A 25,273-nucleotide genomic window follows, 5' to 3' on the forward strand; every position below is an offset into this window, starting at 1 on the left:
GGCCGTCCTCATCTCTCCGGCGATCCCGCGCAACTTGCTCCAGGCAGACCCTCATGGGAATTGTTCGCTTCGCGCTACGGCTTCCGCACACATTCTATGTGCTGGCCGCGCTGATCCTGTTCCTCGGCGGCATCGCGATCCGCTCGATGCCGACCGACATCTTTCCGGAGATCCGGATCCCCGTCGTCACGGTGATCTGGAGCTACACTGGCCTGTCGACGCCGGAGATGGAGCAGCGCGTCAGCACCTATAGCCAATATTCGATCAGTGCCAATGTCAGCGGCATCAAGAACATCGAGGCGCAGACCCTCAACGGCCTGTCGATCCAGAAAATCTACTTCCAGCCGGACGTCAATCTCGATCTCGCGATCTCGCAAATCGTCTCGGCGACCAACGCCATCCGCGCCCTGATGCCGCCGGGTATCCAGCCGCCGATCATCGTGCAGTTTAACGCCTCGAGCGTGCCGGTGCTCCAGCTCAGCCTCGAGTCGAACAGCCTGAACGAGCAGCAACTCTACGATTTCGGTATCTACCGCGTCCGCCAGCAACTGGCTCCCGTTCCGGGCGTGACCTTGCCTACGCCTGCCGGCGGCAAATACCGCCAGATCATGGTCGACATCGATCCGAACAAGCTGCTGTCGCGCGGGTTGACGCCGCTCGACATCGTCAACGCGGTGAACACCCAGAACCTGACGCTGCCGACGGGCACGACCAAGATCGGCGATACGCAGTATACCGTTCGCACCAATGCGACGCCGGCCACGATCCAGGATCTCAACATGATCCCGGTCAAGTTCGCGAACGGGGCCACCATCTTCCTGAAGGATGTCGCCCAGGTCCGCGATGGCGCCCAGGTGCAGCAGAACATCGTGCGCGAGGACGGCCACCGCGCCGTGCTGCTCAGCGTCATCAAGAACGGGAATGCCTCCACCCTCGCCGTCGTCAACGGCGTGAAGGCGGCCTTGACGTCGATCCGCGCGGCGGCGCCGGCGGGGCTGAAGATCAACGAGCTGTTCGACCAGTCAATATTCGTCACCCATTCCGTCGATGGCGTGCTGCGCGAGGGCGCGATCGCGGCCGGCCTCACGGCGCTGATGATCCTGGTGTTTTTGGGATCGTGGCGATCGACGCTGGTCGTCCTGATCTCGATCCCGCTGGCGATGCTGTCCTCGCTGATCGTCCTGTACTTCCTCGGCGAGACGCTCAACACGATGACGCTCGGCGGGCTTGCCCTCGCGGTCGGTATCCTCGTCGACGATTCGACGGTGACGATCGAGAACACGCACCGGCTCTGGACCGAGGAAGGCATGCCGTTGCCGGAGGCCACCCTGCATGGCGCCGCTGAAATTGCCATCCCGACGCTGGTCTCGACGCTCGCGATCAGCTGCGTGTTCACCTCGGTCGTGTTCCTGGAGGGCCCGGCCAAATATTTGTTCACGCCGCTCGGCCTCGCCGTGGTGTTCGCGATGCTGGCGTCCTACGGGCTGTCGCGGACGCTCACGCCGATCACCATCGGTCTGCTCTTGAAGAGCGAGCACCGTCATGGCGAAGGCGAGCGCCCGACGGGCATATTCGGGCGCGCCTCCGCCGCGTTCGAGCGCGGGTTCGAGCGCCTGCGCGATGGGTATTCCGGTCTCCTGTTGAAGCTGTTGCAACGTCGCGCCGTCGTCCCCGCCGTCGCCGTGCTGGTGCTGGCGCTCGGAGCCACCATGTTCGTCTATGTCGGCCGGGACTTCTATCCTCTGATCGACGGCGGCCAGATCCAGCTTCATGTTCGCGCGCCCGCGGGCACGCGCATCGAGCGGACGGAAGCGATTTTCCAGGCGGTCGAGGACAAGATCCGCGAGGTCATCCCGGCGCGCGATCGGGCGCTGATCGTCGACAATATCGGCCTGCCGGCGCGGGCCTACAATCTCGCATTCTCGGACGGCTCGACCATCGGGGTGAACGACGGCACCATCCTCGTGTCGCTGAAGGACGGGCACAAGCCGACCGCGGATTACATCAGGAAGCTGCGACAGGTGCTGCCGGCGGCGTTCCCGGAAGATACGTTCTATTTTCAGGCAGCCGATATCGTCACGCAGATCCTGAACTTCGGTCTTCCGGCGCAGATCGATGTCCGCACGGTCGGCTACGGCAGCAAAAATTTGGCCGTCGCCAAGGAGCTGCAGAAGAGCCTCGCGGCGATCCCGGGCGTGGTCGATGCGCATCTGCAGCAGGAAGTCGATGCTCCCGCGTTCTACGCCGATATCGACCGCACCCGCGCCGCACAACTCGGCCTCAATGCGAGCACGGTGGCGACCAATATCAATGTCAGCCTCAGTTCGTCCGCGCAGGTCTCGCCGAATTTCTGGACGGATCCGACGTCGGGTATCCCCTACTACCTGGCGGTACAGACACCCGAATACAGAGCCAACTCGCTGAATGCCCTGGGCAACACGCCGGTGTCGACCTCGCTTGCCGCAAGCGGGCAGACGGTGCCGGGCCTGCTCAGCAATGTCGCGACCTTCAAGCGGGGCACCGTTCCCACCAATGCGAACCAGGCCAACGTCCAGCCGCTGTACGACGTTTACGCGAGCGTCCAGGGGCGCGATCTCGGCAGCGTTGCGGCCGACATCGAAAAGGTGACGTCGACCCTGCAAAAGCAGCTCGAGCCGGGCAATTCAATCCAGGTTCTGGGACAGATCCAGAGCATGCATCAGTCGTTCCGCGATCTCGGCATCGGGCTGCTGTTCGCGGCCATCCTCGTCTACCTGCTGATGGTCGTGAACTACCAGAATTTTGGCGATCCCTTCGTCGTCATCATGGCGCTGCCGGCAACGTTCTGCGGCATCGTGACGATGCTGTTCATCACGGGGACGACGCTGAACGTGCCCTCGCTGATGGGAGCCATCATGGCGGTCGGCGTCGCCTCCGCAAATTCCATCCTGCTGGTGACCTTCGCGCGTGACGAGCAGTTGAAGGGACACTCCGCGTTCCAGGCGGCGCTAAGCGCGGGCCGGACCAGGATCCGGCCGGTGCTGATGACCGCGGCCGCGATGATCGTGGGCATGATCCCGATGGCGATCGGCGGGCCGGGCGAGGAGCAGAATGCGGCGCTCGCGCGGGCGGTCATCGGCGGGCTGCTGTTCGCGACGCCGACTACCTTGCTGATCGTGCCTTATCTCTTCGCCATGCTGCGCAAGGGCAATGACGGCAAGCCGCGCCACGGCGTATTCGAGGAGCAACCGGAATGAGTGACGTTCGCATACGGCCCAATGACGACGAGGCGAGTGACCGCCCCGGGGCGGAAAGTTTGCGGATCGTGGAGCTGCCGGGCAAGGGTGCACGATCCGGACGGCGTTACGGTGGCGCGCTACTTGGGGGAGGCGTGCTGCTGCTGCTTGCGGGCGGTCTCGGCATTGGCGGCTGGCGGCACTATGAGGCCGCGCGTGACGTTGCCGCGGTGGCAGAGCAGGCTCGGAGCAACGTTCCGGACGTTCGGGTGGCGACAGTCAAGCCCAGCGGCGACATCATGAAGGTGAGCTTGCCGGCGACGACGACTGCGTTTGAAGCGGCCAACATCTTCGCGCGGACCAGCGGCTACATCGAGAAGCGTTACGTCGATATCGGCGATCGGGTCAAGAAGGGCGATCTCCTCGTGGAAATCACCGCGCCCGAGCTGGATCAGCAGATCGCGCAGGCGCAGGCGACGCTCGCCCAGGACCAGGCCGCGCTTCAGCAGGCGCAAGCGAGCCGGGAGCTGGCCGACGTCACCAATTCGCGCGACAGCAATCTCGTCAAGCAAGGCTGGTTGACGGCGCAGCAGGGCGATAATGATCGTCTCACCCTGCGCGCGCAGCAGGGCGCGGTGGGCGTCGCGCAGTCGAACATCACAGCGCAGGAGGCGCAGATTCGTGTCCTCCAGCAGGAGAAGTCCTACCAGCGCGTGGTGGCGCCGTTCGACGGCGTGGTCACACAGCGCAACGTGGACAATGGCAGCCTGGTGTCAGCAGGCTCCACCTTCATGTTCACGCTGATGCATTCCAACGTGATCCGAACCCAAGTCTTCGTGCCGCAGGACGAGGCGTTCGGCGTTGGCCCGGGCGTTGATGCCGATATCCGCGTCCCCGAGATTCCGGGGCGGACGTTCGCCGGCAAGGTCACGCGGATCGCGACCGCGCTACAGCCGGGGAGTCGGACGCTGCTGACCGAGATCGACGTGCCCAATCCCGATGGCCTGCTCAGTCCAGGCATCTATTGCACGGTTGAACTATCGATCCCGCGCAAGACGCCGTCGATGACGGTCCCGTCCGACGCGCTTGTGTTCGATCAGAACGGGCTTCATGTCGTGGTCGTACGGAACGGCACGGCTCATTTTCAGCAGGTCTCGATCTCCAGGGATTTCGGCACCAGTGTGGAAGTGCGCGACGGGGTGCAGCCCGGCGATCAGGTCGTGCTCAATCCGGCGGTCAATCTGGCAGAGGGCAGCAAGGTCACCATTCGCAAGACCGAAGTGAGTTAGGAACACGAAGATGATACGGATCGCGTTCGCAACGGTGACGGCTCTGCTGCTCGGCGGCTCTCCTGTTCAGGCACAGGTCGCAACGACCGGCAGCACGGCAATGGATCTGCCGACGGTGCCGGGCGCGATCGTGATCTCGCCGCTCAACAGTCCTGGGCCGTTTTCCGCAACGACCGTGCCGGGCGCGCCGGATACGACGCTGGCGCCCGTCCCGCTCGCCTCGGATCCGACGACGCCGGGGACGGTGGTGGTCTGCGCTCCACCATTGTCATCGCCAGCGCCGGTGCCGGCGACGCCGACCGTCTCGTCGACGGGCCTTTCAACATCGGGTATAGCGGCTCCGATCCTGCCGGCCATGGGACAGAACAGCAGCTCGATCGGGACAATCTCGGCGATCGCCCCGGCGGGAACGGCAGCGTCGATCGCATGCAGCTCAACGCCGGGAGGGCAGCTGACGAGCGCTGCGTCCCTGCCGCTTTCGATTTCGCAAGTAGCTGCAAGCCCCGCGCCCGGCACGATCCTGGCGGACACCAGTGGCGCCGGCGGCACGGGCATAGACCCGAATGCCGTCGTGCCCAGCCCGAACAGCTCGGCCTGCGCGGAAGGGGTCTCGATGAATCTGGCGCAGCCTGCAACGGTGTTGCCGGCCAACGCCTCAGGTGCCGCGCCAACGCCGGGCGTGTCGCCGGTGCTGCCGCCGGGATGCTGAGGCGAACTTGCAGACCTTGCGTGTCATCGCATCACACGGCATTCGGCTGTCATGTTGCCGGGCGCAGCTTGCGGACCTCTGTATCCGGCGGAAGCATGCTTCCACCGTCCCTGTATTTCCAGTCGACCATGACAGCCTTGTTGCCCCTGACCGCGGTGCGGCCGACGAATGTCCCCATCGTGCTCTGATGGTCGATCGAGCGCCAGGTCGCCGGTCCAAACGGCGTGTCGAAGCCGACATTGCCAAAGCCGTCTGCCATCGTTTCGGTATCGATGGTCCCGAGCCGCTCGATCGGAGCGACGATGGAGCTGATCATGGCGTGACCGACGACCGAACCCATGGTTGGCGCCTCGCCATATCGCGTAAAATAGGCCGACGCGAAGGAGCTGTTGGCTTGGTCCAGGATCTCGGTCACGGGATAGCCGGTCACGATCCATCCTTTCGGCGCGTCCTCTCCAAGCGGATGGAGGTATTCGGGTTCGCCTGTCGTAAACGACACGACGTGCCGCCCTTCGAACAGGCCGCGATCATTGCCTTGCCGAACGAATTTGGTGAGATCGGGCCCGAAGGTAACGTTGAGGATCGCTTCGGGATTTTGCTGGGCAAGCGCGTTCACGATTACACCGGCATCGATGGATCCCAAGGGCGGCCACTGACTGCCAACGAACTCGACATCGGGACGACGCTGGCTGAGAAGCTGCATGAACCACCTGACGGCCGACTGCCCGTATTCGTAGTTCGGGGCGATCGTCGCCCATCGCGTCGCCTTCAGTTGGGCCGCCTCCTCCACCAGCATCGCTGCCAACATGTAGGTCGAGGGGCGGAGCCGGTAGCAATATCGATGTCCCTTCTCCCAAACGAGCGCGTCGGTGAGCGGCTCGCTCGCCACGAACAGGGTCCGGTTCTGCCGGGCGAAGTCGCTGATCGCGAGGCCCACATGCGACAGATAGGCGCCCGCCAGCAGATCGACCTCGTTCCTGCGCACGAGTTCCTCCGCCGCGCGGATCGCGACGCTCGGCTTGCCTTCGTCGTCCCGGCTGATGATTTGCAGCTCGCGCCCGAGCAGGCCGCCTTTCGCATTGACCTGCTCGACCGCCAACTGCCAGCCACGACGATAGGGCAAGGTGAACGCAGGTGCGCTGCTATAGGAGTTGATCTCGCCGATCCTGATCGGTCTCGTGCCCTGCGCACGGATGAGCCCGGGCGAAAACATGGAAGCGCCGATGGCGCCCATAATCTGTCGTCGAGAGAGGTTCATCAGGCAAGGTCCGGAAGAATGAGTAAGGGGGTGCTTAAGCAGCGCAGGACGTCCTGTCCCGGCCGAAAGGCATGCAATCTAGTGGCAGGTGCAAGAGGCAGGCCGGTCGCCGCCGCCTGCCGAAAGCGAGATGTCCGGTATTTCAGCCAGAGCGCGGGCAAAGGCTAGTGCGGGAAGATCGATTTCCTGATCGAACAAAGCGCTGACCGGACCGACGAGATCAAGTGCGGTCTGCTGGCGGTTCGATCCCGCCATGATATTTGCCCACGCTGCCGCGACCTTCAGCTCGTAAAAGCAGCATTGCTGGTCTCTGGCCACGGACAGTCCCTCGGCAAACAGCAATTCGGATCGCGAAAGATCGGATGGGTCATTGGCCAGGAGGATCTCAGCCTTGATCCTCAACAGGTCAGCAAGGCACCACAATTGCCGGCCCTGCCGCGACATGGACAAGGCCTCCTCCACCGCGCTCAGCGCCTGCGCAGCTTCGCCGCTTGCAAGCAGGCCTTCGGCGAGCGACCCGAGAAACTCGGGATTGCGCATCAGCCATCCGTTCTCGGTCCGCGCTTTCAGGCCGCCGCGCAACAGCGCTATTCCGTCGTCATGCTTGCCTTGCAGAACCAGCAATTGCCCCTTCAGGCAGGACGTCCAGCTGGCCCAGAATGCGATCCCCTCGCGCGTGACGAGTTCGAGAAGGGAGGATATCGCCTGATCGGCGGCGGCGAGATCATGCGTCATCAGCGCGATCGGGCAGACGGCGTTACGGAGTGCGTAGGCGATCGCAAGCTTGTCCTTCTCGCGCTGGGCCTCCTGGAGGCACTCGGCAGCCAACGATCTGCTCTGCGAGATCTTTCCTTGCAACAGCAGGACGCGGGCCAACATCGCCTTGGCCAGAACGCTCTGGTTCAGCAGAAACCACATCTGGTTCCCGCCGCCGTCCAATCTGTGAGCCGAATGATCCAGGGACAAGGTCAGTTCGCGCCGCGCATCCTCCTGCGCACCGAAGAAATGGGTGGCCGCACCGATCAGGCGACGGCCGATCGCCTCGTTGGCGGCGCTTCCGGTGCGCAGCGCGATCTCGAGGTAGCGTTCGCCGACCTCCCTGGCCGCGGCATATTGGCCCGAGTTGAGGTTATAGCTCCACAACGTCCAGACCGCCTTGAGCTGAAGCTCGAGATCGGACAATTGCTCGGCGAGCACGAGACCGATGCTCAGCGCCGCCTTCATGCGATCCGCCGACCCCGTCGTGTTGAGAAGTGCGAAGCCCAGGGCGACATAGAGCTGCGCCTTGAGCTTCGGAACGCAGGTGAACTCGGGACTGAAATGCGCGAGCGCGGACTCGATCCGCGTCGAGCATTCCACGAAGGACAGCAACTGCATCCATACTGGAACGAAGCCGGCCGTCAGCTCGATGCCAAGCGCGGTGTCGCCACCGGGCGAGAACGCCCAATCGAGCGCCGCATGCACGTTGCCGATCTCCTGGGCGAAACGGGAGATGTCGTCGGGAGCAGGGGAGGCATCGCCGAGTGGCGCGATGATCTGCCTGAGAAAGCCGGCACGGCGTCTGGCAGCCTGTTCGACGAAGCCCGCGTCCGCCAGCTTTTCCAGCGCATAAGCACGGGTGCTCTCCAGGAGGCGCCATCGTCCCTCGAAGGAGGGGTCCAGCGACACAAGCGATTTTCCAACCAGATTGAACAGGGTTTCGATGACGTCCGACCGCGATAAAGTGTCCTCCATCATCGCAATAGCCGCATCGAGCGTGAAGCCCGCCGGAAACATCGCGAGCCGGCAAAGCAGGCTCTGCTCTGCTGGCGGCAACAGGTCATAGCTCCAGTCCAGTGTCGCTCGCAGCGTCTGGTGGCGCGGCAACTGGTCGCGGCGGCCACCGCTCAGGAGCTCGAAGCGCTTGTCCAGCCGAAGCAATACGGTGTCCACCCCGAGATTGGCAGCCCGGGCCGCGGCAAATTCCAATGCGAGCGGAATGCCGTCGAGGCGGCGGCAGATGGCCGCGACCTTCTGAAGCTCCTCCGCGCCCGCAACGAAGCTCGCACGCAACGCTCGCGTTCGCGCGACGAAGAGCTGCACGGCACTTTCCCGGAGCAGCAAATCAGGATCGTGCATATCCGGATCAGGAACCGACAGCGGCGGAATGGCCGCAACATATTCGCCGTCGATACGGAGGCCTTCGCGGCTGGTCGAGAGAACGGTGACGTTCGGACAATAGCGAAGCACGGCGCTGGCGATCTGCGCGGCGGCTTCGATCACATGCTCGCAATTGTCCAGGACAAGAAGCAGACGACGCGTCCCAATGGCCTGGGCAATGCTTGCGGGAGAGACTTCCTTGTCATTCGAGGCAAGCTTGAGGGCACGGGCGGTCGCAGATGTCGCGAGTGCGGCATCCTGCAGGGTCGCGAGCTCGACCAGCGCCACGGAATCGTTGAACGAGGGCGCGACGCTGCGCGCGAGCTCGATCGCAAGCTTGGTCTTTCCGATGCCGCCGGGACCGACGAGAGTCACGGCCCGATATGCGGACAGCACATCGGCCAATTGACTGAGACAATCCTCGCGACCGATGAGAGGCACGCGGACGCTCGGCAAGTTGCTGGAAAAGGGTGCATCGGCCGGAATCGTTACCGGTGCAGTCAAAGGGTGATCCAGATGCCCGCTTCGCCAGGCTCCGGCGAGCGTATATCCACGGCCCGACACCGTCTTGAGGAGATTGCGATCCTCGCCAAGCGCCTTGCGCACCGCCGAAATATGAACCTGGAGCGTATTGTCTTCGACGGTCAGGCCCGACCAGACGCTCCCGATCAAATCGTCCTTGGTGACGAGGAGACCAGCGGAGCCGACCAGCTTCTCAAGAATTTCGAACGCGCGGCTGCCGATCGGCACTGTGACGTTGTCATGCCTCAGCTCTCTGCGTTGGCAATCGACAAGCCAATGTCCAAAAGAGTAGGTGCGATCAACCGGCGATGACATAGAGGGTCCGTGCATCAATCTCGCTGCCGTGATCCGAGGGAAATCACGAGCCTGCCCTTGAAATCACCGACCCTTGGTAAGAATTTGAAAAGCTTGAATGCGCCCGGGTCTCCTACAGGGGACGCCGTCGGCGTGTCAAGAACGGCTTCCCAGTGGTCCGCGACCCGTCCTTGATGATGCTGGCACCCGACGCGCTCGTGTTCGATACACGAATTCGTGACAGCGGTCGGGAGTATGCCACAATAGGAGACATGGTCGGAAGAAGCGCGCATCGCGTGCGCCGGTCGCAAGAACGGCGGCCCCATCGAGAGCCGCCGTCCTTGCTTTCGTCGTGAGACCCAAAATTCGGAACGCTGAGACGATCAACTTCCGCTTGGCGTCAACCGGACTTGCTCCGGTTCGCGAGCTCAATAGCCAGAGGTGGGCTCGCAGGGCGGCCGACGCCAGGGAGCGGTTGCGTATGCACCGACGTCGGGAGCACGGGCGCAGCCGCGCTTGGAGGTGACCGGAATGCGCTGAGCCGACGCATAAGCGTCGACATTGGTGCGCTTCGCGCTGCCTTCGCGAGCCATCGCGGGGGAGGCAATCATGGCTGCAACGGCGAGTCCGGCCGACAAGAGCTTCAGTGTAGTCATCGAACGTCTCCTTGAGAAAGCGATGCCGGGAATGCCTCGGCCCGCTCACTGGACATGCGCATGCGTATGCCGGATCCGCAGTGTCGATCGAACGAACATTTTCGGCTTTGCACGAAGCCGTCGCGTGACGTTGACTTCAACCGCGACGGTTCATCTGACAGAGAGTTTCGCGTCCTCGTCGGGTGAGGGCGTCGCCTGGTCCGCGCGTCCATCGAGCAGCGGGCCAAACCATTCCCATCTCTCGCCGGTGAAGCGCATCATCTGGAGCTGCTTGATCGGATAAAAGTCCGTTGGCGACGTCTTTATTCTGATGCCGGGAATGTAGCCTTCGATGTCGAGATCGAGATCGGTGGCCACGCGCATGATTCCCTCATGCGTCAGATCATCGCCGCAGCGCTTGATCACCTCCACGAGCGCACTCGACATGTTGAAGGCCATCAGCGGTCCGCTCTCCGATCGATCCGCTTCCGGATAGTATTTCGCCATGAACGTGTGAAAGTGCAGCATGCCCGGGTGGCTGTCCCATTGCGGATCGGTCACGTCCATCTGATAGCCGGCGCTGAGAATTCCCTTGGCGTTGTCCAGCCCGGCGGGCTTCAGCACCGCGCCGACCGAGACCGAGATGTTCGTCACGATGTGGACGGGATGCCAGTCCAGCTCCGCGAGCTTCCTGATCGCCTGAGCTGCGAATTTGGGCGTGGCGACGTCGATGAATATGTCGGGTGCGGCAGTCTTGATCGCGACGATTTTTGACTCGATCGTCGGTTCGCTGACCTCATATGGCAGGCTGGCGACCACCATTTGCGCGTACTTGTCCTTGAACACGTCCTTCAACCCCAGCAGATAGTCGCGCCCGAAATCGTCGTTCTGGTGGAGGATGCCGATCCTGGCATCTGGACGGTGCTTCAGGATGTAGTCCGCATAGATGCGTGCCTCGGTTCGGTAGCTCGGTTGCCAGCCGATGGTCCACGGAAAGTGCTCGGGATCGGCCGAGTGCGACGCTCCGGTGATGGCGAACAATTGCGGCACATGCCGGTTGTTCATGTACTTCTGGATGGCGGCGTTGCTGACCGTGCCGAATGGCGCGAAGATCGCGAGCACCTCGTCGTCCTCGACGAGCCGTCGCGCTTGCTCGACCGCTCTGGATGGACTGTAGGCGTCGTCATATGAGATGAAATTAATTTTCCGGCCGTTGATCCCGCCCTTGTCGTTGATCATGCGGAAATACGCACTCATCGTCTTGCCGATGATGCCGAAAGCCGACGCGGGACCGCTGTAGGGCATGATGTTGCCGATCCGGATCTCGGTGTCGGTTGCGCCGGGATCGTACCGCGGCTCCGCAGAAGCGTCGCCGGCCGCAAGCACGGCGCAGGAGATGACGAGCTTTCCCAAGCGCCACGCGTCGCCCGAAATCGAATAGCCACCTCTGCCCGTGATCAAGCGATGCCTCCATGGCGTTGCCGGTTTTCGCACATGCCAGACCGTGACGATGCGTCACTCGGCCGTGCGCCCGGGCGCGCCAGTCCAGCGCATGCGGCAGTCGGCGTCGCGACTATAGTGCGGACGGCGCCGTGGGCTCGGTTACGGATGCTGAAGAACTGTTAAGTTTCGCAGTTGCCAGCCCGGCTATCGAGATCGATGTGATCGACCTTGCTTCGAAGCCCGCAGGGTGCGCCGCATGGCGCGGTCGCACTCCCGGATTGCGGACACTGTCATCTTGGCAGGACGCATGATGCTCGATTGTGGTGTCTCGTCAGCGATGCCAGTTATGGTTGTGAAAATGGCCCGTGGGGAATACGGGCGCGGCGCCGCCGGGCCGCTCGAGGCCCATTCGGCCGGCGGGCGTCAGCGCGCCGCCGTTCAGCACGTCGCGATCGGGATACATCGATGCGAAGGCTGCCGGCTCCTGGTCGGCGAAGGACCAGGCTGCGGATGCGGACGATATCGTTGCCGTTGAGATCAGCGCCGCGGCGATCAGAATCTTGAATACACTCATAGCGATTCTCCATTGCTTGCTCTGTGCGGAGAAGTCGCTTGGCGATGATCGCTGCTCGGCTGGTGGCGTTTCCAAAGATTGTTTGATGAGAGGCAGGTAGGTCGTCGGAGCGGAAAGTCCCGGCGAATCTGCATCACTCTTGCGGGAAGAGTCTGTCACGATTGTCAGAATTCTCGCGCGATTGTGGGTGGTCAAACGCGTCCAGTGTCCGTTTCTGGGAGGCAGATAATTTGAACATGGAGTGTAAGCAATGAGATCATTTGCTGTTGTTTGTGTCGTCGCCTGCGTTGCACTCTCGGGGGCTGCGTCTGCCCGTGGCGGCATGGGATCGCATATGTCGATGGCGAGCGGCGGTGCGCTCGGAACGAGTGCCGCCGCTCCGGGAACGAATTCGCTGGGCACCGCGCTCTCGTCGTCGGAGGGGGGTGGTCACGCGACGAAGGGGCCGTTGCTCGGCTCCGACCCGACCATCGACAAGGACGACGCCCGGCTCGAGAAGATGCTGGAAGGATCGATCTGCCGCGGCTGCTGAACCGCGCGCATTGCGACACGGGGGTCGGCGGCCGCGCCGTCCGGCGACCTGTGTCTTTCGAAAGGGTTGGTGGTAAGCTGGATAGAAAATGATGAAACCGCTTGGGGCTGCCCAATGATGGCTGAGCCAGGCCAGCGTCCCATCTACATTTGTGCGGAATGGGAGATCGATCTCTTCGGACGCGAATTGCGCTCGACGGGAGAGCTCATTCCTTTGGGGGGACGTGCCTTTGAGATTCTTGCGGAATTGGTTCAGGCAGAGGGCCGGCTCGTCACCAAGAGCGACTTGACGGAGCGGGTCTGGCGGGGCGTCTTTGTCGAGGAGAGCGCACTTCGCGTGCATATCGCGGCGATCCGAAAGGCCCTTGGTCCTGACCGCGACATGCTGTCGACCAGTGTTGGCCGAGGCTATCGTTTGCTGGGAGCGTGGCGCGTCCGGCATATGGACACCCCGCTACAATCTGCCGCGACCGGGCTGCTGCCGTCGATCAACATTCCCAGCGCGTCGTTCGATCTCGTCGGCCGGACCACCGCGATCGCACATTTGTGGCGGCTGTTGTCGGCCCATCGCGTGGTGAGCCTGGTCGGGCCCGGCGGGATCGGAAAGACGGCGCTGGCGCTGGAGGCTGCCAGAACGCCGCCGCCTGGTTTCTCGGCGGATCGATTGCTCGTCGAGCTGGCCTCGCTGTCCGATCCCAGGCTGGTCTGCTCGGTGATCGCCGGCGTGCTTGGCACCAAGCTCGAGGGTGAGGAGATTTCGCCAGATTCCATCGCGCGCGCGATCGGCCCTCGGCCGTTGTTGCTCATTCTCGACAATTGCGAACATGTCATCGATGCCGTGGCGCAGGTGGCCGAGCTAATTGTCAGCCACTGTTCCGGGACGATCATTGTTGCGACAAGCCGGGAGGCGCTACGCATCGAGGGAGAGCATGTCTACCGCGTGCCTCCTCTGGGCGTGCCGCCTGAAGCGTGGCACGAGCCCGCCGGCGCGTCGGCGTACAGCGCCGTGGAATTGTTCACCAGCAGAGCGAAGGCGCTGGGTTCTAGCTTCGCGCCCGACGAGGAAAATATCGGCGCCATCGCGGCGATCTGTCGCCGCCTCGACGGCATTCCGCTCGCGATCGAGTTTGCGGCAGCGCGCGCGGTCATGCTCAGCCCACCGAAGATCGCGGCGCTTCTCGATGACAGGTTCAAATTTCTGACGACCGGCCGGCGCACGGCATTGCCGAGGCAGCAAACGCTGCGTGCAACGCTGGACTGGAGCTACGACCTATTGCCGGACGACGAGGCCTGGCTGCTCCGGCAGCTCGGCATCTTCGCCGGCGAATTCCGGCTCGATGCCGTGATCGCAGTCGCCGGCGAGGGCATCAGCGACGTCACCGGCCAGCTCGCGAGGCTGGTGGCAAAGTCGCTCGTTCTCGCGGATATTCGCGGTGAGAGCCCTCACTATCGCCTGCTGGATACCACGCATGCCTATGCGTCGGAAAAGCTGCATGCCGGCGGAGAATATCCCGGCGCCGCCCGCCGCCAGGCGACGTACTACATTGGATTCTTCGCCAGCGCCGAGGCCGATAGCGAAGTGAGGGCGCAGGCGGAGTGGCTCACCATCTATGGCCGGCACATCGATAACGTGCGAACGAGCCTTGATTGGGCCTTCTCGTCCGGCGGAGACCCGCAAGTCGGTGCGGCCTTGACGGCGGCTGCGGTCCCGCTATGGGTGCAATTGTCGCTCCTCAGCGAATGCCGCGAGCGGACCGAACTCGCTTTGGCACGCCTCGATCCGGCGGCCGCGGACGCGCCACGGCTTCGCATGCAGCTGTCGGCCGCACGCGGCTGGTCGCTGATGTACGGCGTTGGCAGGGCCCGCGAGGCCGGTCCCGCCTGGGCCGCAACCCTGCAGCTTGCCGAGCAGCTCGAGGACAGAGATTATCTGTTGCGCGCGCTCTGGGGACTCTGCATCGATCAGTTCAACAATGGCGAATTCCGCAGGGCGCTCGAATTTGCGCATCGTTTCGCGGAGGTCGTTGCCGATTCCGGCAATTCCATCGACCGGATGATGGCAGACCGGCTCCTTGCAACCGCGCTGCACTATTTTGGCGACCAGCGGCAGGCGTATCATCATATTGCTCGAACCTTGTCTCGCCTCTCGGATCTGGCGGCGAAGCCGCAGGTCATCCGCTTCCGGTTCGATCTGCGGGCCTCGGCGCGCTACTTCCAGGCGCGGATCCTGTGGCTGCTCGGCCTCGCGGACCAGTCCTTGAGCGTCGTCGAGCACAACGTCGAGGAGGGCCGGACCAGTGGCCACGCTCTCACATTCTGCAGCGTTCTCGGCCAGGGGGCTTGCCCGATTGCCTTTTTGGCTGGCGATCTCGACGCGGCCGGGGGCTATTGCACGATGCTGATCGAGCACACCGAACGCCACCCGATCCGTTTATGGAATCTGTGGGCGCGCGCCTTCAGGGGCCTGCTGATCGCGCGCCGCGGCGATCTCGCGACCGGATTGCCCCTGCTGCGCAAGGCACTCGAGCTCGCGGGCGAGGCGCGCTTCCTGCCTCGATTCCTGCTTCCGCTCGGCGAACTTGCTGCATGTCTCGGAGAGGCCGGCGAGGTCTCACAAGGGCTTGAGACCGCCGACGAGGCGCTAGCACGATGCGAGGCGCGGGACGAAGGGTGGTATGTCGCCGAGCTCTGGCGCATCAAGGGCGAATTGTTGCTGCTTCCCGGCGAGCGCCGCTCGACGGCCGCTGCTGAGAAGGCCTTCGACCGGGCGTTCCAAATGGCGCGGAACCAGGGCGCGTTGTTCTGGGAACTGAGGACGGCGATCAGCGTGGCACGATTGAGGATGAGCGAGGGGCATCTGGCCGATGCACGCCATGTTCTCGCGTCCGTGTACGGCAAGTTCACCGAAGGTTTCGAGACGGCGGACCTTCGTGAGGCGCGCACAATGCTGGCGAGGCTGGGATCGTAGGCGACCGCACGTGATCCGGAGGGCGGTTATTTGGCAGCAAACGAGCGCGAGTGTGGAGGGTTAAGCTCGGCAAGCAAGCTCCCTGCCGTCTTGAGGCTGCGTGTCTGGAATCCCTCGGTAAATTGCTGATAGACGGGCGCCAGCATATCGTGTGCCTCCTGGCAGCGACCGCCTCGCTGCCATAGTCTTGCGAGCGCGATGGCCGCGCGAAGCTCATAACCCAGCGCCCCCTGATGGCGGGCGACGTCGAGCGCCTGCACGAGGCTCAGCTCCGCTTGCGACAGATCCGGACTGCGCTTGTGCATCAGCGCTTCCGCCCTCGCGCGCAACATGTCGGGCATGTCCATCATGAAGTTACGGTGCCGGGCCTGGGCAATCGCCTGGTCGATCGTCTCCAGGGCTTCGTCGCCGTGATCCGTCGCCGCCAGGGCTTCAGCGAGGGGCATGCGGAGTCCTGCCACCGCACCGAAACTCTGGCTCTGTAGCTTCTCGATCGCGCCTCTCAGCATCGCGAGCCCGAGACCGGTCTCGCTCCGGGCCAGCAGCGTAATCCCCTTCATCGCCTCGCCGACCATCTGGAGGATGGCGAGGTTGTGCCTTCGAGCCTCCACGACGAACCTGTCGATATGCTCTTCGCAAGCCTCCATGTCGCCATTCCAGAAGAAGACGCCGAATGCCCATGGCAGCGCCCGGCAGAACATGACCGGATGGTTCGCTGCGATGACGTCCGAGATGGCCCGGCGCACCACTTGCATCGCCTGATCAGGATATCCCTGAAGCCAGAGGACGCGCGCAAGGCTGATTTGAGCGCGTTTGGGATATTCGAGGGTGAGGCGGCTATGGACCTCCCCCTCCAGGCCCGGATGCAGCAGCGCCGCTTCGATGTATAGGCGGGAGGCGGCGAACCTGCCGAGATACTGGCAGGAGATGCCGAGCAACAAGCGCATGCGCGCCACCGCAATGGAATCGTTGCCGGCGAGGGCAATGGCTTCGCCGCGTTTGGCGATACCGAATGCGTCATCATACTTGCCGGCGAACAATTGTAGCAGATGCAACTGGTCGATCAAACGGATCTGCCCTTGTATGTCGCCGATCCTTTCCGTCAGTTCGAGCGCCCGGTTGAGGTGATTTGCGCCCAATTCATCCAGCTGTCCCGTGAGCGTGCGGGCGGCCCCGAGCGCAGTGTGAAGGACAAGGCCTTGCCGGATGCTTCCATTGTTTTCATCGCGTGCTTCGATAGCACGGGTGACCCAGAACTCGCATTCTGCCAGCAGCGACAGCTTGAAGAACAGCGGTATCGCTGCTGCAGCGAGGGCCACGCCGGCGCTGCGGTCTCCCTGATCCGAGAAGCACCATGTCAGTGCTGCGCGTATGTTGCCGAACTCCTCGGCGGGCGCCGAAAGGTCCGGGTCCGATTCGCCGCCGATCTTTTCAAGGAGACCGAGAAAGTAGCAAGCGTGACGTCGCGAGATCGCGCCGGCGTCCCCGCTGGTGGCAAGTTTCTCCTGCGCGTAGGCCCGGGTCGAGTCGGCGAGGCGGTAGCGGGGCGGTTGCGAGCCGGTGTTCAGTGCAAGCATCGACTTGGCGACGAGGCCATCGATGATCGCCAGGATCGTGTCGTCGTCCTCCGTGGCCGCGGCAATCGACCGGGCAGCATCCAGGGTCATGCTGCCGACGAACACCGATAGCCGGCCGAGAACCACGCGTTCCGGTTCGGATAGAAGATTGTAGCTCCATTCGATGGTTGCGCGCAGCGTCCGGTGTCGGGGCAATGCGGTGCGTCGTCCCTCCCATAGCAGATTAAGGTGCTGGTCGAGGAGCTGCACCATCGCTCTTGCACCGTATGCGCCGACATGGCCGGCGGTGAGCTCGATGGCCAGCGGGATGCCGTCGAGACGACGGCAGAGGTTGCCGACATCAGAGGCGTTCGCATCCGTCAGCACGAACTCGCCGCCTCCCGCAGTCGCACGCTCCACGAAGAGTTTCACCGAGGGGTAAGCGATGGCGGTCGCGGCCTTCAGCGCGGCTTTCTCGGGCGGGCTCGGCAGGGGCGGGAGCCGGTATGTGAACTCGCCTTCGACGCGCAACAATTCCCGGCTCGTGGCCATGATATGCAGCTCTGGTGCTGCCTGATAGAGCCGTTCAGCCAGCGCCGCCGCGGCTTCGATGACATGCTCGCAGCAGTCCAGAATGAGCAGCATGCGCTTGTCGCGCAGGAATGTCGCAATGCTGCCCGTCGGATCTTTGGATCGCGCCATCAGTCCGAGTGAAGATGCGACGATCGCCGGCACCAGCGTGGCGTTGTCCGTCTCGCCGAGACCGACAAAGTGGACATGCCCGGCGAATTCCGCGAGCAGGGCATGTCCCGCGGATACGATAACCGTGGTCTTGCCGATGCCGCCCGGGCCGACGATCGTCACGAAACGTTGGGCTCTCAGTTTGTCCGAGATGTCCTGAATAGCTTGCTCACGCCCCACCATGTGCCGCGGATGCGCCGGCAGGTTGTGAACGTAGCTCGGATTGGCTGGTGCGGATTGCCTCTGGTCCGGGCGCGAGACCGCCGCGACGAAGCAGTAGCCCTGCCCGGAGACCGTGCTCAGATATCTGGCGCCGCCGCTGCCGTCTCCGAGTGCCTTGCGGAGTGCGGCGATATGGACACGCAGGCTGTTGTCCTCGACATCGGCACCCGGCCACGTCGTGGCAATCAGATCCGTCTTGCTGACGACGTTGCCGGCCTGCCGGACCAGTGCGAGCAGGATGTCGAATGCCCGGCCCGACAGTTGGAGCGGGCTCCCGTCTCTTTCAATCCGCCGCTGCGAGGCGTCGAGGTAAAACGGCCCGAAGAGGAAGATCTCCTGCGTGGACTCGTCTTGGGTGGAGCGGCCGGCAGTGGCCATCATGTCGTTGCTTTGCCAGTGAGGGGCCATTTGGGGATATTGACCCCGCGCACGACTCGTCACGTTCCATGACTTCGATTCCAAGACTTGGAAGCACACCAGGACGTGGGAAGTGGCCTTCAGAAGTAACATCCGGCAGTATTGGGGTAAAGGATTGCCGCCTATCACTTTCGTCTGGGGCTCCGAACAGCGCGCTATCCGATGAAGGCGGGCTTGAGGATGTCTTCCAGTCCGATCCGGCGAAGCAGTTCCGCGCGGACGCTGTCGGCGACGGCGTCGACGGCTGCGGCTCCGTCGTCGTCGGGACCGAAATGAACGCGCAGCGGACGCTGTCCGAACGGCAAATCGACGACATCTGCTACGGCAGTCGCGACGTCCTGCGGCGTCCGATCCTTCACCGGAAGCTGCGCAAGTGCCGATAGCGCGATTTCGCTGACGTCGGCCGTCGGACCTTCCGCGTATTCCTCGGCCCGAACAGTGTCCAGCGGCCGGCCGGAGCGGATGTAGTGGCCGGGCCCGAGTGCGCTGGGGACGACAATGGTCGTCTCGACGCCCCAGCGCGCAAGCTCACCAGCATAGCCGAGTGCCAGCGCATCCAGCGCGGCCTTTGACGAAGCATACGCCCCCAGGAAAGGAACCGAGCCGCCACGCGCGCTGCTCGACGAGATCCATATCAGCAGGCCCTGGCCCTGCTTGCGCAACTGCGGCAATGCGGCCCGATTGAGCCGTTGCGCGCTCAGCACGTTGGTGTCGTAGAGCTCGGCGAGCTGGTCCGGCGTAAAGGCCTCCGCGGGTCCGTAGACGACCTGCCGGGCATTGTGCACGATCACGTCGAGGCGGTTGTTCTCGGCGACGATGGCATCGATGGCCGCGTTCACGGAGGCTTCCGAGGAGACGTCGAGCGCGATGGTTCGAAGTTGCATGCCGTGCATGCCAGCTTGCTCGACGCTGTGCTTATCGTGGTCGTCCGTGTCCCGCATTGAAACGTAGACGGTGTGGCCGGCCTGCGCCAATTTCCTGCAGGTGCTTCGTCCGATGCTGTTAGCAGCTCCCGTGACGATGATCACTTTACTCATTCGATCCTCAATCGCATTCCAGCTTCTGCAAGGACGCCAGCGCCTTCGCGACGCCTTCACCGTTCGGCGATTGACCGCTGTCCTTGCGCGAAGAGCATCTGAAATAGGCCCCGGAGCAAGGCGGGTCTTTCGAGCCCGGCGGGGCGATTTTCAGATCGCACGAAATATTTCCAGAAAGCCCGAAAGCGGGTTCGGTCGAGCCTCCCTCGCGGACCAGAGCACGCCTGGGCGTGCCTTCGCGAAAATGACGGTGGGTTTCAGAAGATCGGGGTCGTGGCCACCGGCTACAAGGAACGTGAGCCGCTCGACAGAACGGGCCGTGTGGCCGGTTCGCACGTTGCAAGGAGAAGCGATGAACCAGTCAGGCAACCCGTCGCGCTCCGGACTCGGCTCGCTCGTGTTGATCGCGGCCGTCCTCGGAGGCGGCGCTGCCGCGTTCGCCTATACCGCAGGGTGGCTCTCGCCCGGACGCCTGACGCCGGAGCAGATGATCTCGGCGCTGACGCCTCCGACCGGCGTGCCGCTCGGGCACCGGCGAAATCATGCCAAGGGAATCTGCTTCACCGGCGTCTTCGAGGCGAACGGAAACGGCGTGGAACTCTCCCGGGCCCGGGTGTTTGAGCGGGGTACGTATCCGGCGCTGGGCCGTTTCAATCTTGGCACCGCCGATCCGAACGCCGTGGATGCAACCGTGCGCGTGCGTGGTTTGGGATTGCAGATCGCAGCGGCGGACGGCGAGGAGTGGCGGATGGCGATGATCAATCCGCCCTTCTTTGCAGTGTCGACGCCGCAAGCGTTTCACGAATTGCTGATTGCATCCGGCAAGAAAGACCCGGAGGCGATGAAGATTTTCATCCAGGCCAATCCGGAATTCACTGCCTTCGCAACCTGGGCCAAGACGGCGCCGTGGACCACCAGCTACGCGGAGGAGCCTTACCACGGCCTCAACAGCTTCATCTTCACGGATGCGAAGGGCGGCGAGCACGCGGTGCGATGGTCGCTGCTGCCGACGGCGAAGGGCACTCCGGTTTCGCAAGCCGAGCTGCAAAGCCGCGGCCCGGATTTTCTCGAGCAGGAGATAACGGAGCAGCTCCGGGTCGCCGGCCCGCAGAGCTGGACCATGGTCACGACGGTCGCCGATCCCGGTGATCCGATCGCGGACCCGAGCAAGGCCTGGCCCGAGGGCCGCCGTACGGTGCAGGTCGGAACGCTCGTCGTGCAGCGGATCGAACCGGAGCAGGATGGGCCTTGCCGCGACATCAACTTTGATCCGGCCGTGCTGCCGCGGGGAATCCGGGTGTCGGATGATCCTTTCCCGGCGGCGCGCTCGTCGGTCTACCGCAAGTCCTACGATTTGCGTGCGGCCGAGGCCGGCGACTATCCGCGAACCGGGACGGCCAAGCCATGAGCGATTCCCGTGGTTTCGCCCCGATCCAGCGGCTCCTGCATTGGCTGATGGCAGCCTGCATCATCGCCATGCTCTTCATCGGCGTCGGCATGGTCTCCACCGTGGCGCCGACATATCTGCCGCTCATCCTGATCCACAAGACGCTCGGCGTCATCCTTCTGGTCCTCGTCGTGATCAGGCTGGCGCTGCGGCGCCATTATGGCGCGCCGCCGTTGCCGGCCGATCTTCCACGGACGATCAAGCTGGGAGCGAGATTGTCGCATCTGCTCCTCTATGGCTTCATGATCATCATGCCGCTCCTGGGTCTCGGCATGCTGTGGGCTGCGGCCTATCCGGTCGTCCTGTATGGCGGGATTCAAATTCCGGCGTTGCTGCCGCAGAGCGACCGCGTCCACACGCTGCTGTGGAATGCCCATGTCTATCTGGGCTTCGCGTTCTTCGCCCTCGTGCTGCTGCATCTGGCGGCAGCGCTGTTCCACGCCCTGGTCCGCCGTGACGGCGTGTTCGGGACGATCGCACTCTTTCCACTCAAGAACAGGACGACGCCGGCGGAATGAGCGCTTCGCGCGCCGGCGAAACGCGCGGCTAAAAGTTTTCCACCCCTTCAAGAAGGATGATGACAATGACCAAAGCAGACCTCCAAAGCCCGACGGATCTCGGGGCCAATGCGAACCGGGACGTTCCAGCTGCCCTGAGGGCGCTGCTGGCTGATGTCTTCGCGCTGTACCTGAAGACCAAGAACTTCCACTGGCACGTATCGGGCAGGCACTTTCGCGACTATCACCTCCTGCTCGACGAGCAGGCCGAGCAGATATTTGCCATGACCGACGACATTGCCGAGCGGGCGCGCAAGATCGGCGGAACGACGCTACGCTCGATCGGTCAGATCGCGCGCGAGCAGCGCATTCTCGACAACGACGCCGACTATGTCGATCCGCAGGACATGCTGGCCGAGCTGCGCAGCGACAATCAGCAGCTGACGCGGGAAATGCGCCGGGTCCACGAGCTCTGCGACGAATACGGTGATGTCGCGACCGCAAGCCTGCTGGAAAACTGGATCGACGAGACGGAGCGGCGGATCTGGTTCCTTTACGAAACCGGCCGGAGCGGCCCGAACGCGTAGGCACAAGATGCGCCATGCGGCCGGGAAGCGAGGCCGCGCCTCTCGGCATTCGACTCAGCCGGCGACAGTGTGACCATGATGACGCGCTCGACATACACGCGGCACCGCGAGATCGCCTGGCGCGGCGGTCGCATGACATCGACGTCGCGATTGGTCGCCGAGGAGAGCGCCATCGCGCTCACCTACAACGGGTCGACCCACGCGGTGATGATGGGGACGCCGGCGGATCTGGAGGATTTCGGCATCGGCTTCAGCCTCACCGAGGCCATCATCGACCGCGCAAACGAGATAGGGAGCATCGAGCTGATCTCGAACGAGCTCGGCATGGAAGTGCGGATGTGGATCGATGGCGACCGCGCGACGAACCTGGCCGCGCGCCGCCGCGCCATCATCGGTCCGGTCGGGTGCGGGCTATGCGGCATTGAAAGCCTCGAACAGGCGCGTCGCACGCCATCGCGAGTTGATGGTCGTGGTATCGCCTTTCACGCGTGGGACCTGCCGAACGCCATGCAGGCGCTGTCTCCCCTGCAGACCTTGAATCAGCACACGCGGTCCGTTCACGCGGCGGCCTTCTGGCATCCCCGCACCGGCATTAATCTGATCAGGGAGGATGTCGGCCGGCACAATGCGCTCGACAAGCTCGCCGGTGCAATCGTCCGCGACGGCAACTCGGCCCGCGACGGCGCCGTGCTGCTGACGAGCCGCGTTTCGGTGGAGATGGTGCAGAAGGCAGCGATGATCGGCGCGCCTGTTATCGTCGCCGTTTCTGCGCCGACCGCGCTCGCGATCCAGACCGCGAACGAGGCGGGAATCACGCTTCTCGCCGTCGCCCGCGATGACGGATACGGCGTCTTCACGCATCCGCGCCGCGTTCTGCTGCCTGAAGCGGCCGCGCCGCGCGCTGGCTGCTGACCTCGCGGAGCGGCGAACATGGCGATGCAAGCCGCATCAACGGAGCCTATGGCCGAGGTACGCGTCGAGGTTGATGCTCCGGAGCGATCGCTGCTGGTTGCCTCTCTGCTCAGCATGTCCGGAGGCTTCCTCGACGCCTTTACGTGGTTGTCGCTCGGCGTCTTCGCGAGCTCGCAGACCGGCAATGTCGTCTTCCTCGGGATCTATGCCGAGTCCGGGCAATGGCAGCGCGCGCTTCACCATCTGCTTCCGCTCGCGGCCTTTGTCCTTGGGGCGGTGGTGGCGGTCCGCACCAGGGCGGCGCCGCGCTGCCTCGTCGGAGAGATCGTCTGCCTGGCCGCGGCGATGCTGTTGCTCCATCGGGTTCCCGATCAGGTTACGATCCTCGTCATCTCCTTTGGCGTCGCGTTGCAGTCGGCGAGCTTCAGGCAGGTCGGTCGCTGGAAGTATCTCTCGGTCACCGTCACCGGAAACATGCTCCGCGCCATCGATCAGCTCGTTGCTGTGTCCGATCGTGATGCGGCGCGTGGTGCCGGAACTATGCTCACGCTCTGCCTGATGTTCCTGCTCGGGGCCGCCATCGGTGGTTGCGTGACGAGGTGGCTGGGAACATGGAGCCTCGCTCTGCCGATTGCATCGTCGATGTGCGTTCTCTGGCTGTGCCGGCATCCAGGCCATCCGCACTGAAGCCACGTTGCAGGTCGAGGCGCCCACCATGCCATTCGGCAAAAGGACGTTCGTTCGCGGAAGCGTGCGCGTCGTGCAGTCCATACACTTTCGACCAGTGCCGCTAAGGTGTTTCCGACGCCAACTGCCACGAGAGGCAAGGATGAACGACTTCCGCAAAGAGACAGACAGCCTGGGTGAAGTGAACGTTCCTGCGGACAAGCTCTGGGGTGCGCAGACGCAGCGTTCGCTCGAGCATTTCAGCATCGGCCGGGACCTGATGCCGCGCGAAATGGTCCAATCCTACGCGATCCTGAAGAAGGCGGCCGCGAACGCCAATTACGCCGGCGGCCGTCTCGACGGCAAGATTAACAAGCTGATCGTCCACGTCTGCGACGAGATCCTCGCCGGCCAGCATCATGACATGTTTCCCCTTCACGTCTGGATGACGGGCAGCGGAACGCAGTTCAACATGAACGTGAACGAAGTGATTTCGAACCGGTGCTGCCAGCTCGCGGGTACCGCGCTAGGCAGCAAGCTGCCGGTTCACCCGAACGACCACGTCAACATGTCGCAATCGTCGAACGACAACTTCCCCTCGGCGATGTACATCGCGGCCGCGCTGAACGTGACGCAGCGCCTCGTTCCCGCAGTCGAGGCTCTGCATGACGCGATCGCGGCAAAGTCGAGCCAGTGGGACGACATCGTCAAGATCGGCCGGACCCACATGCAGGATGCGACCCCGCTGACGCTCGGTCAGGAATGGTCCGGCTACGCCGTCATGCTCGCCGACAATCTGGCTCGCATCGACGACGCGCTCAAGGGCGTCTACCGCCTTGCGCTGGGCGGCACGGCCGTGGGCACCGGGATCAACGCAGCGCCGGGCTTTGCAGATGCCGTCGCAGTCGAGATCGCGCGGTTGACCGGCCTGCCTTTCGTCAGTGCGCCGAACAAGTTCGCCGTGCAAGGCGCACACGACGCGCTGGTGCAACTCTCCGGCACGCTGCGCACGCTCGCCGGTTCGCTCTACAAGATCGCCAACGACATCCGCCTGTTGTCCTGCGGTCCGCGCGCGGGCTTCGCCGAGCTGCAGATTCCGGAGAACGAGCCGGGCTCGTCGATCATGCCGGGCAAGGTCAATCCGACACAGGCGGAGGCGTTGACGATGATCGCCGTGCAAGTGATGGCGAACGACGTCGCTGTCGGGTTCGGTGGCGCCGGCGGCTACCTGGAGATGAATGTCTACAAACCGCTGATCATCCACAACATCGCGCAGTCCATCACCATCCTCACCGACGGCTGCACGAATTTTCGCACCTTCCTCGTCGAGGGAACCGAGCCGAACCGCAAGAAAATCCAGGAGTATGTCGAGAGGTCGCTGATGCTCGTGACCGCGCTGGCGCCGGTGATAGGCTACGACAAGGCATCGCGGATCGCGCATTACGCCATGGACAACGATCTCACGCTGAAGTCGGCCGCGCTCAAGCTCGGCTTCGTGACCGAGCCGGAGTTCGATCGCATCGTCGATCCCGCCAAGATGGTCAAGCCCTACGTTGCCGAGGTCAAGGTACCGCTCGCCATCGGCGTGAAAGCCGGTTGAAGGGAGCAACGACA

18 protein-coding genes are annotated in these 25,273 nt (G+C 63.6%); 10 read left to right on the plus strand and 8 right to left on the minus strand.

What is annotated here, in order from left to right; all coding sequences use genetic code 11:
* Positions 1-53: 53 nt before the first annotated feature.
* Both BMW89_RS29880 and BMW89_RS29885 read left to right on the plus strand, forming a co-directional pair.
* Positions 54-3,236 carry an efflux RND transporter permease subunit gene (locus BMW89_RS29880; protein ID WP_092032459.1) on the plus strand — a complete coding sequence of 1,061 codons (3,183 nt, stop codon included), beginning with the start codon at positions 54-56 and terminating at the stop codon, positions 3,234-3,236.
* Entirely contained in the window at positions 3,233-4,504 is a 1,272-nt protein-coding gene (locus BMW89_RS29885; protein ID WP_092032462.1) for an efflux RND transporter periplasmic adaptor subunit, read from the plus strand. The genes BMW89_RS29880 and BMW89_RS29885 overlap by 4 nt, the downstream gene beginning before the upstream one ends.
* Before the next feature lie 66 nt (positions 4,505-4,570).
* Here BMW89_RS29885 and BMW89_RS29890 read toward each other — a convergent pair whose 3' ends face one another.
* The 6 genes from BMW89_RS29890 to BMW89_RS29915 form a co-directional block, all read right to left on the minus strand.
* The gene (locus BMW89_RS29890; protein ID WP_092032465.1) at positions 4,571-5,155 is read right to left on the minus strand and encodes a hypothetical protein; all 585 of its coding nucleotides are present in this window, start codon (positions 5,153-5,155) and stop codon (positions 4,571-4,573) included.
* A 107-nt stretch (positions 5,156-5,262) separates the two neighbouring features.
* The gene (locus tag BMW89_RS29895) at positions 5,263-6,426 is read right to left on the minus strand and encodes an ABC transporter substrate-binding protein (RefSeq protein WP_244547722.1); all 1,164 of its coding nucleotides are present in this window, start codon (positions 6,424-6,426) and stop codon (positions 5,263-5,265) included.
* 123 nt (positions 6,427-6,549) lie between these two features.
* Positions 6,550-9,360 carry an ATP-binding protein gene (locus BMW89_RS29900; protein ID WP_244547723.1) on the minus strand — a complete coding sequence of 937 codons (2,811 nt, stop codon included), beginning with the start codon at positions 9,358-9,360 and terminating at the stop codon, positions 6,550-6,552.
* Between the two features lie 494 nt (positions 9,361-9,854).
* Positions 9,855-10,082: a hypothetical protein gene (locus BMW89_RS38160; RefSeq protein WP_177196418.1), complete on the minus strand. Its 228-nt coding sequence runs from the start codon at positions 10,080-10,082 to the stop codon at positions 9,855-9,857.
* 150 nt (positions 10,083-10,232) lie between these two features.
* On the minus strand, positions 10,233-11,522 hold the full coding sequence (locus tag BMW89_RS29910; RefSeq protein ID WP_177196419.1) for an ABC transporter substrate-binding protein: 1,290 nt from the start codon (positions 11,520-11,522) through the stop codon (positions 10,233-10,235).
* A 313-nt stretch (positions 11,523-11,835) separates the two neighbouring features.
* Positions 11,836-12,078 (minus strand): hypothetical protein, encoded by a 243-nt coding sequence (locus tag BMW89_RS29915; protein ID WP_092032482.1) that lies wholly within the window; start codon positions 12,076-12,078, stop codon positions 11,836-11,838.
* Between the two features lie 250 nt (positions 12,079-12,328).
* Here BMW89_RS29915 and BMW89_RS29920 point away from each other — a divergent pair, with 250 nt between their 5' ends.
* Both BMW89_RS29920 and BMW89_RS29925 read left to right on the plus strand, forming a co-directional pair.
* Entirely contained in the window at positions 12,329-12,610 is a 282-nt protein-coding gene (locus BMW89_RS29920; RefSeq protein ID WP_092032485.1) for a hypothetical protein, read from the plus strand.
* A gap of 69 nt (positions 12,611-12,679) precedes the next feature.
* Positions 12,680-15,577: an ATP-binding protein gene (locus BMW89_RS29925; protein WP_092033077.1), complete on the plus strand. Its 2,898-nt coding sequence runs from the start codon at positions 12,680-12,682 to the stop codon at positions 15,575-15,577.
* Positions 15,578-15,603: 26 nt separating this feature from the next.
* Here BMW89_RS29925 and BMW89_RS29930 read toward each other — a convergent pair whose 3' ends face one another.
* Together BMW89_RS29930 and BMW89_RS29935 are read right to left on the minus strand one after the other, a co-directional pair.
* Entirely contained in the window at positions 15,604-18,477 is a 2,874-nt protein-coding gene (locus BMW89_RS29930) for an ATP-binding protein (RefSeq protein WP_244547724.1), read from the minus strand.
* 191 nt (positions 18,478-18,668) lie between these two features.
* Positions 18,669-19,550: an SDR family oxidoreductase gene (locus tag BMW89_RS29935; protein WP_177196420.1), complete on the minus strand. Its 882-nt coding sequence runs from the start codon at positions 19,548-19,550 to the stop codon at positions 18,669-18,671.
* Between the two features lie 352 nt (positions 19,551-19,902).
* On the opposite strand from BMW89_RS29935, the gene BMW89_RS29940 reads away from it, so the two are divergent.
* The 6 genes from BMW89_RS29940 to fumC all read left to right on the plus strand — a co-directional run bounded on the left by BMW89_RS29940 (position 19,903) and on the right by fumC (position 25,259).
* Positions 19,903-20,958 carry a catalase family peroxidase gene (locus BMW89_RS29940; RefSeq protein ID WP_092032495.1) on the plus strand — a complete coding sequence of 352 codons (1,056 nt, stop codon included), beginning with the start codon at positions 19,903-19,905 and terminating at the stop codon, positions 20,956-20,958.
* Positions 20,955-21,515, plus strand: a complete 561-nt coding sequence (locus BMW89_RS29945) for a cytochrome b (RefSeq protein ID WP_092032499.1) — start codon at positions 20,955-20,957, stop codon at positions 21,513-21,515. The genes BMW89_RS29940 and BMW89_RS29945 overlap by 4 nt, the downstream gene beginning before the upstream one ends.
* Before the next feature lie 65 nt (positions 21,516-21,580).
* Positions 21,581-22,081: a Dps family protein gene (locus BMW89_RS29950; RefSeq protein ID WP_177196421.1), complete on the plus strand. Its 501-nt coding sequence runs from the start codon at positions 21,581-21,583 to the stop codon at positions 22,079-22,081.
* A gap of 75 nt (positions 22,082-22,156) precedes the next feature.
* Complete coding sequence (fdhD, locus tag BMW89_RS29955) at positions 22,157-22,993, plus strand: formate dehydrogenase accessory sulfurtransferase FdhD (protein ID WP_092032506.1); 837 nt, start codon at positions 22,157-22,159, stop codon at positions 22,991-22,993.
* Positions 22,994-23,011: 18 nt separating this feature from the next.
* Positions 23,012-23,680, plus strand: a complete 669-nt coding sequence (locus BMW89_RS29960) for a YoaK family protein (RefSeq protein WP_092032509.1) — start codon at positions 23,012-23,014, stop codon at positions 23,678-23,680.
* 142 nt (positions 23,681-23,822) lie between these two features.
* Entirely contained in the window at positions 23,823-25,259 is a 1,437-nt protein-coding gene (fumC, locus tag BMW89_RS29965) for a class II fumarate hydratase (protein WP_092032512.1), read from the plus strand.
* The last annotated feature ends 14 nt before the right edge of the window (positions 25,260-25,273 follow it).

The organism is Bradyrhizobium sp. OK095 (genome assembly GCF_900109945.1).
Classification (GTDB): Bacteria; Pseudomonadota; Alphaproteobacteria; order Rhizobiales; family Xanthobacteraceae; genus Bradyrhizobium.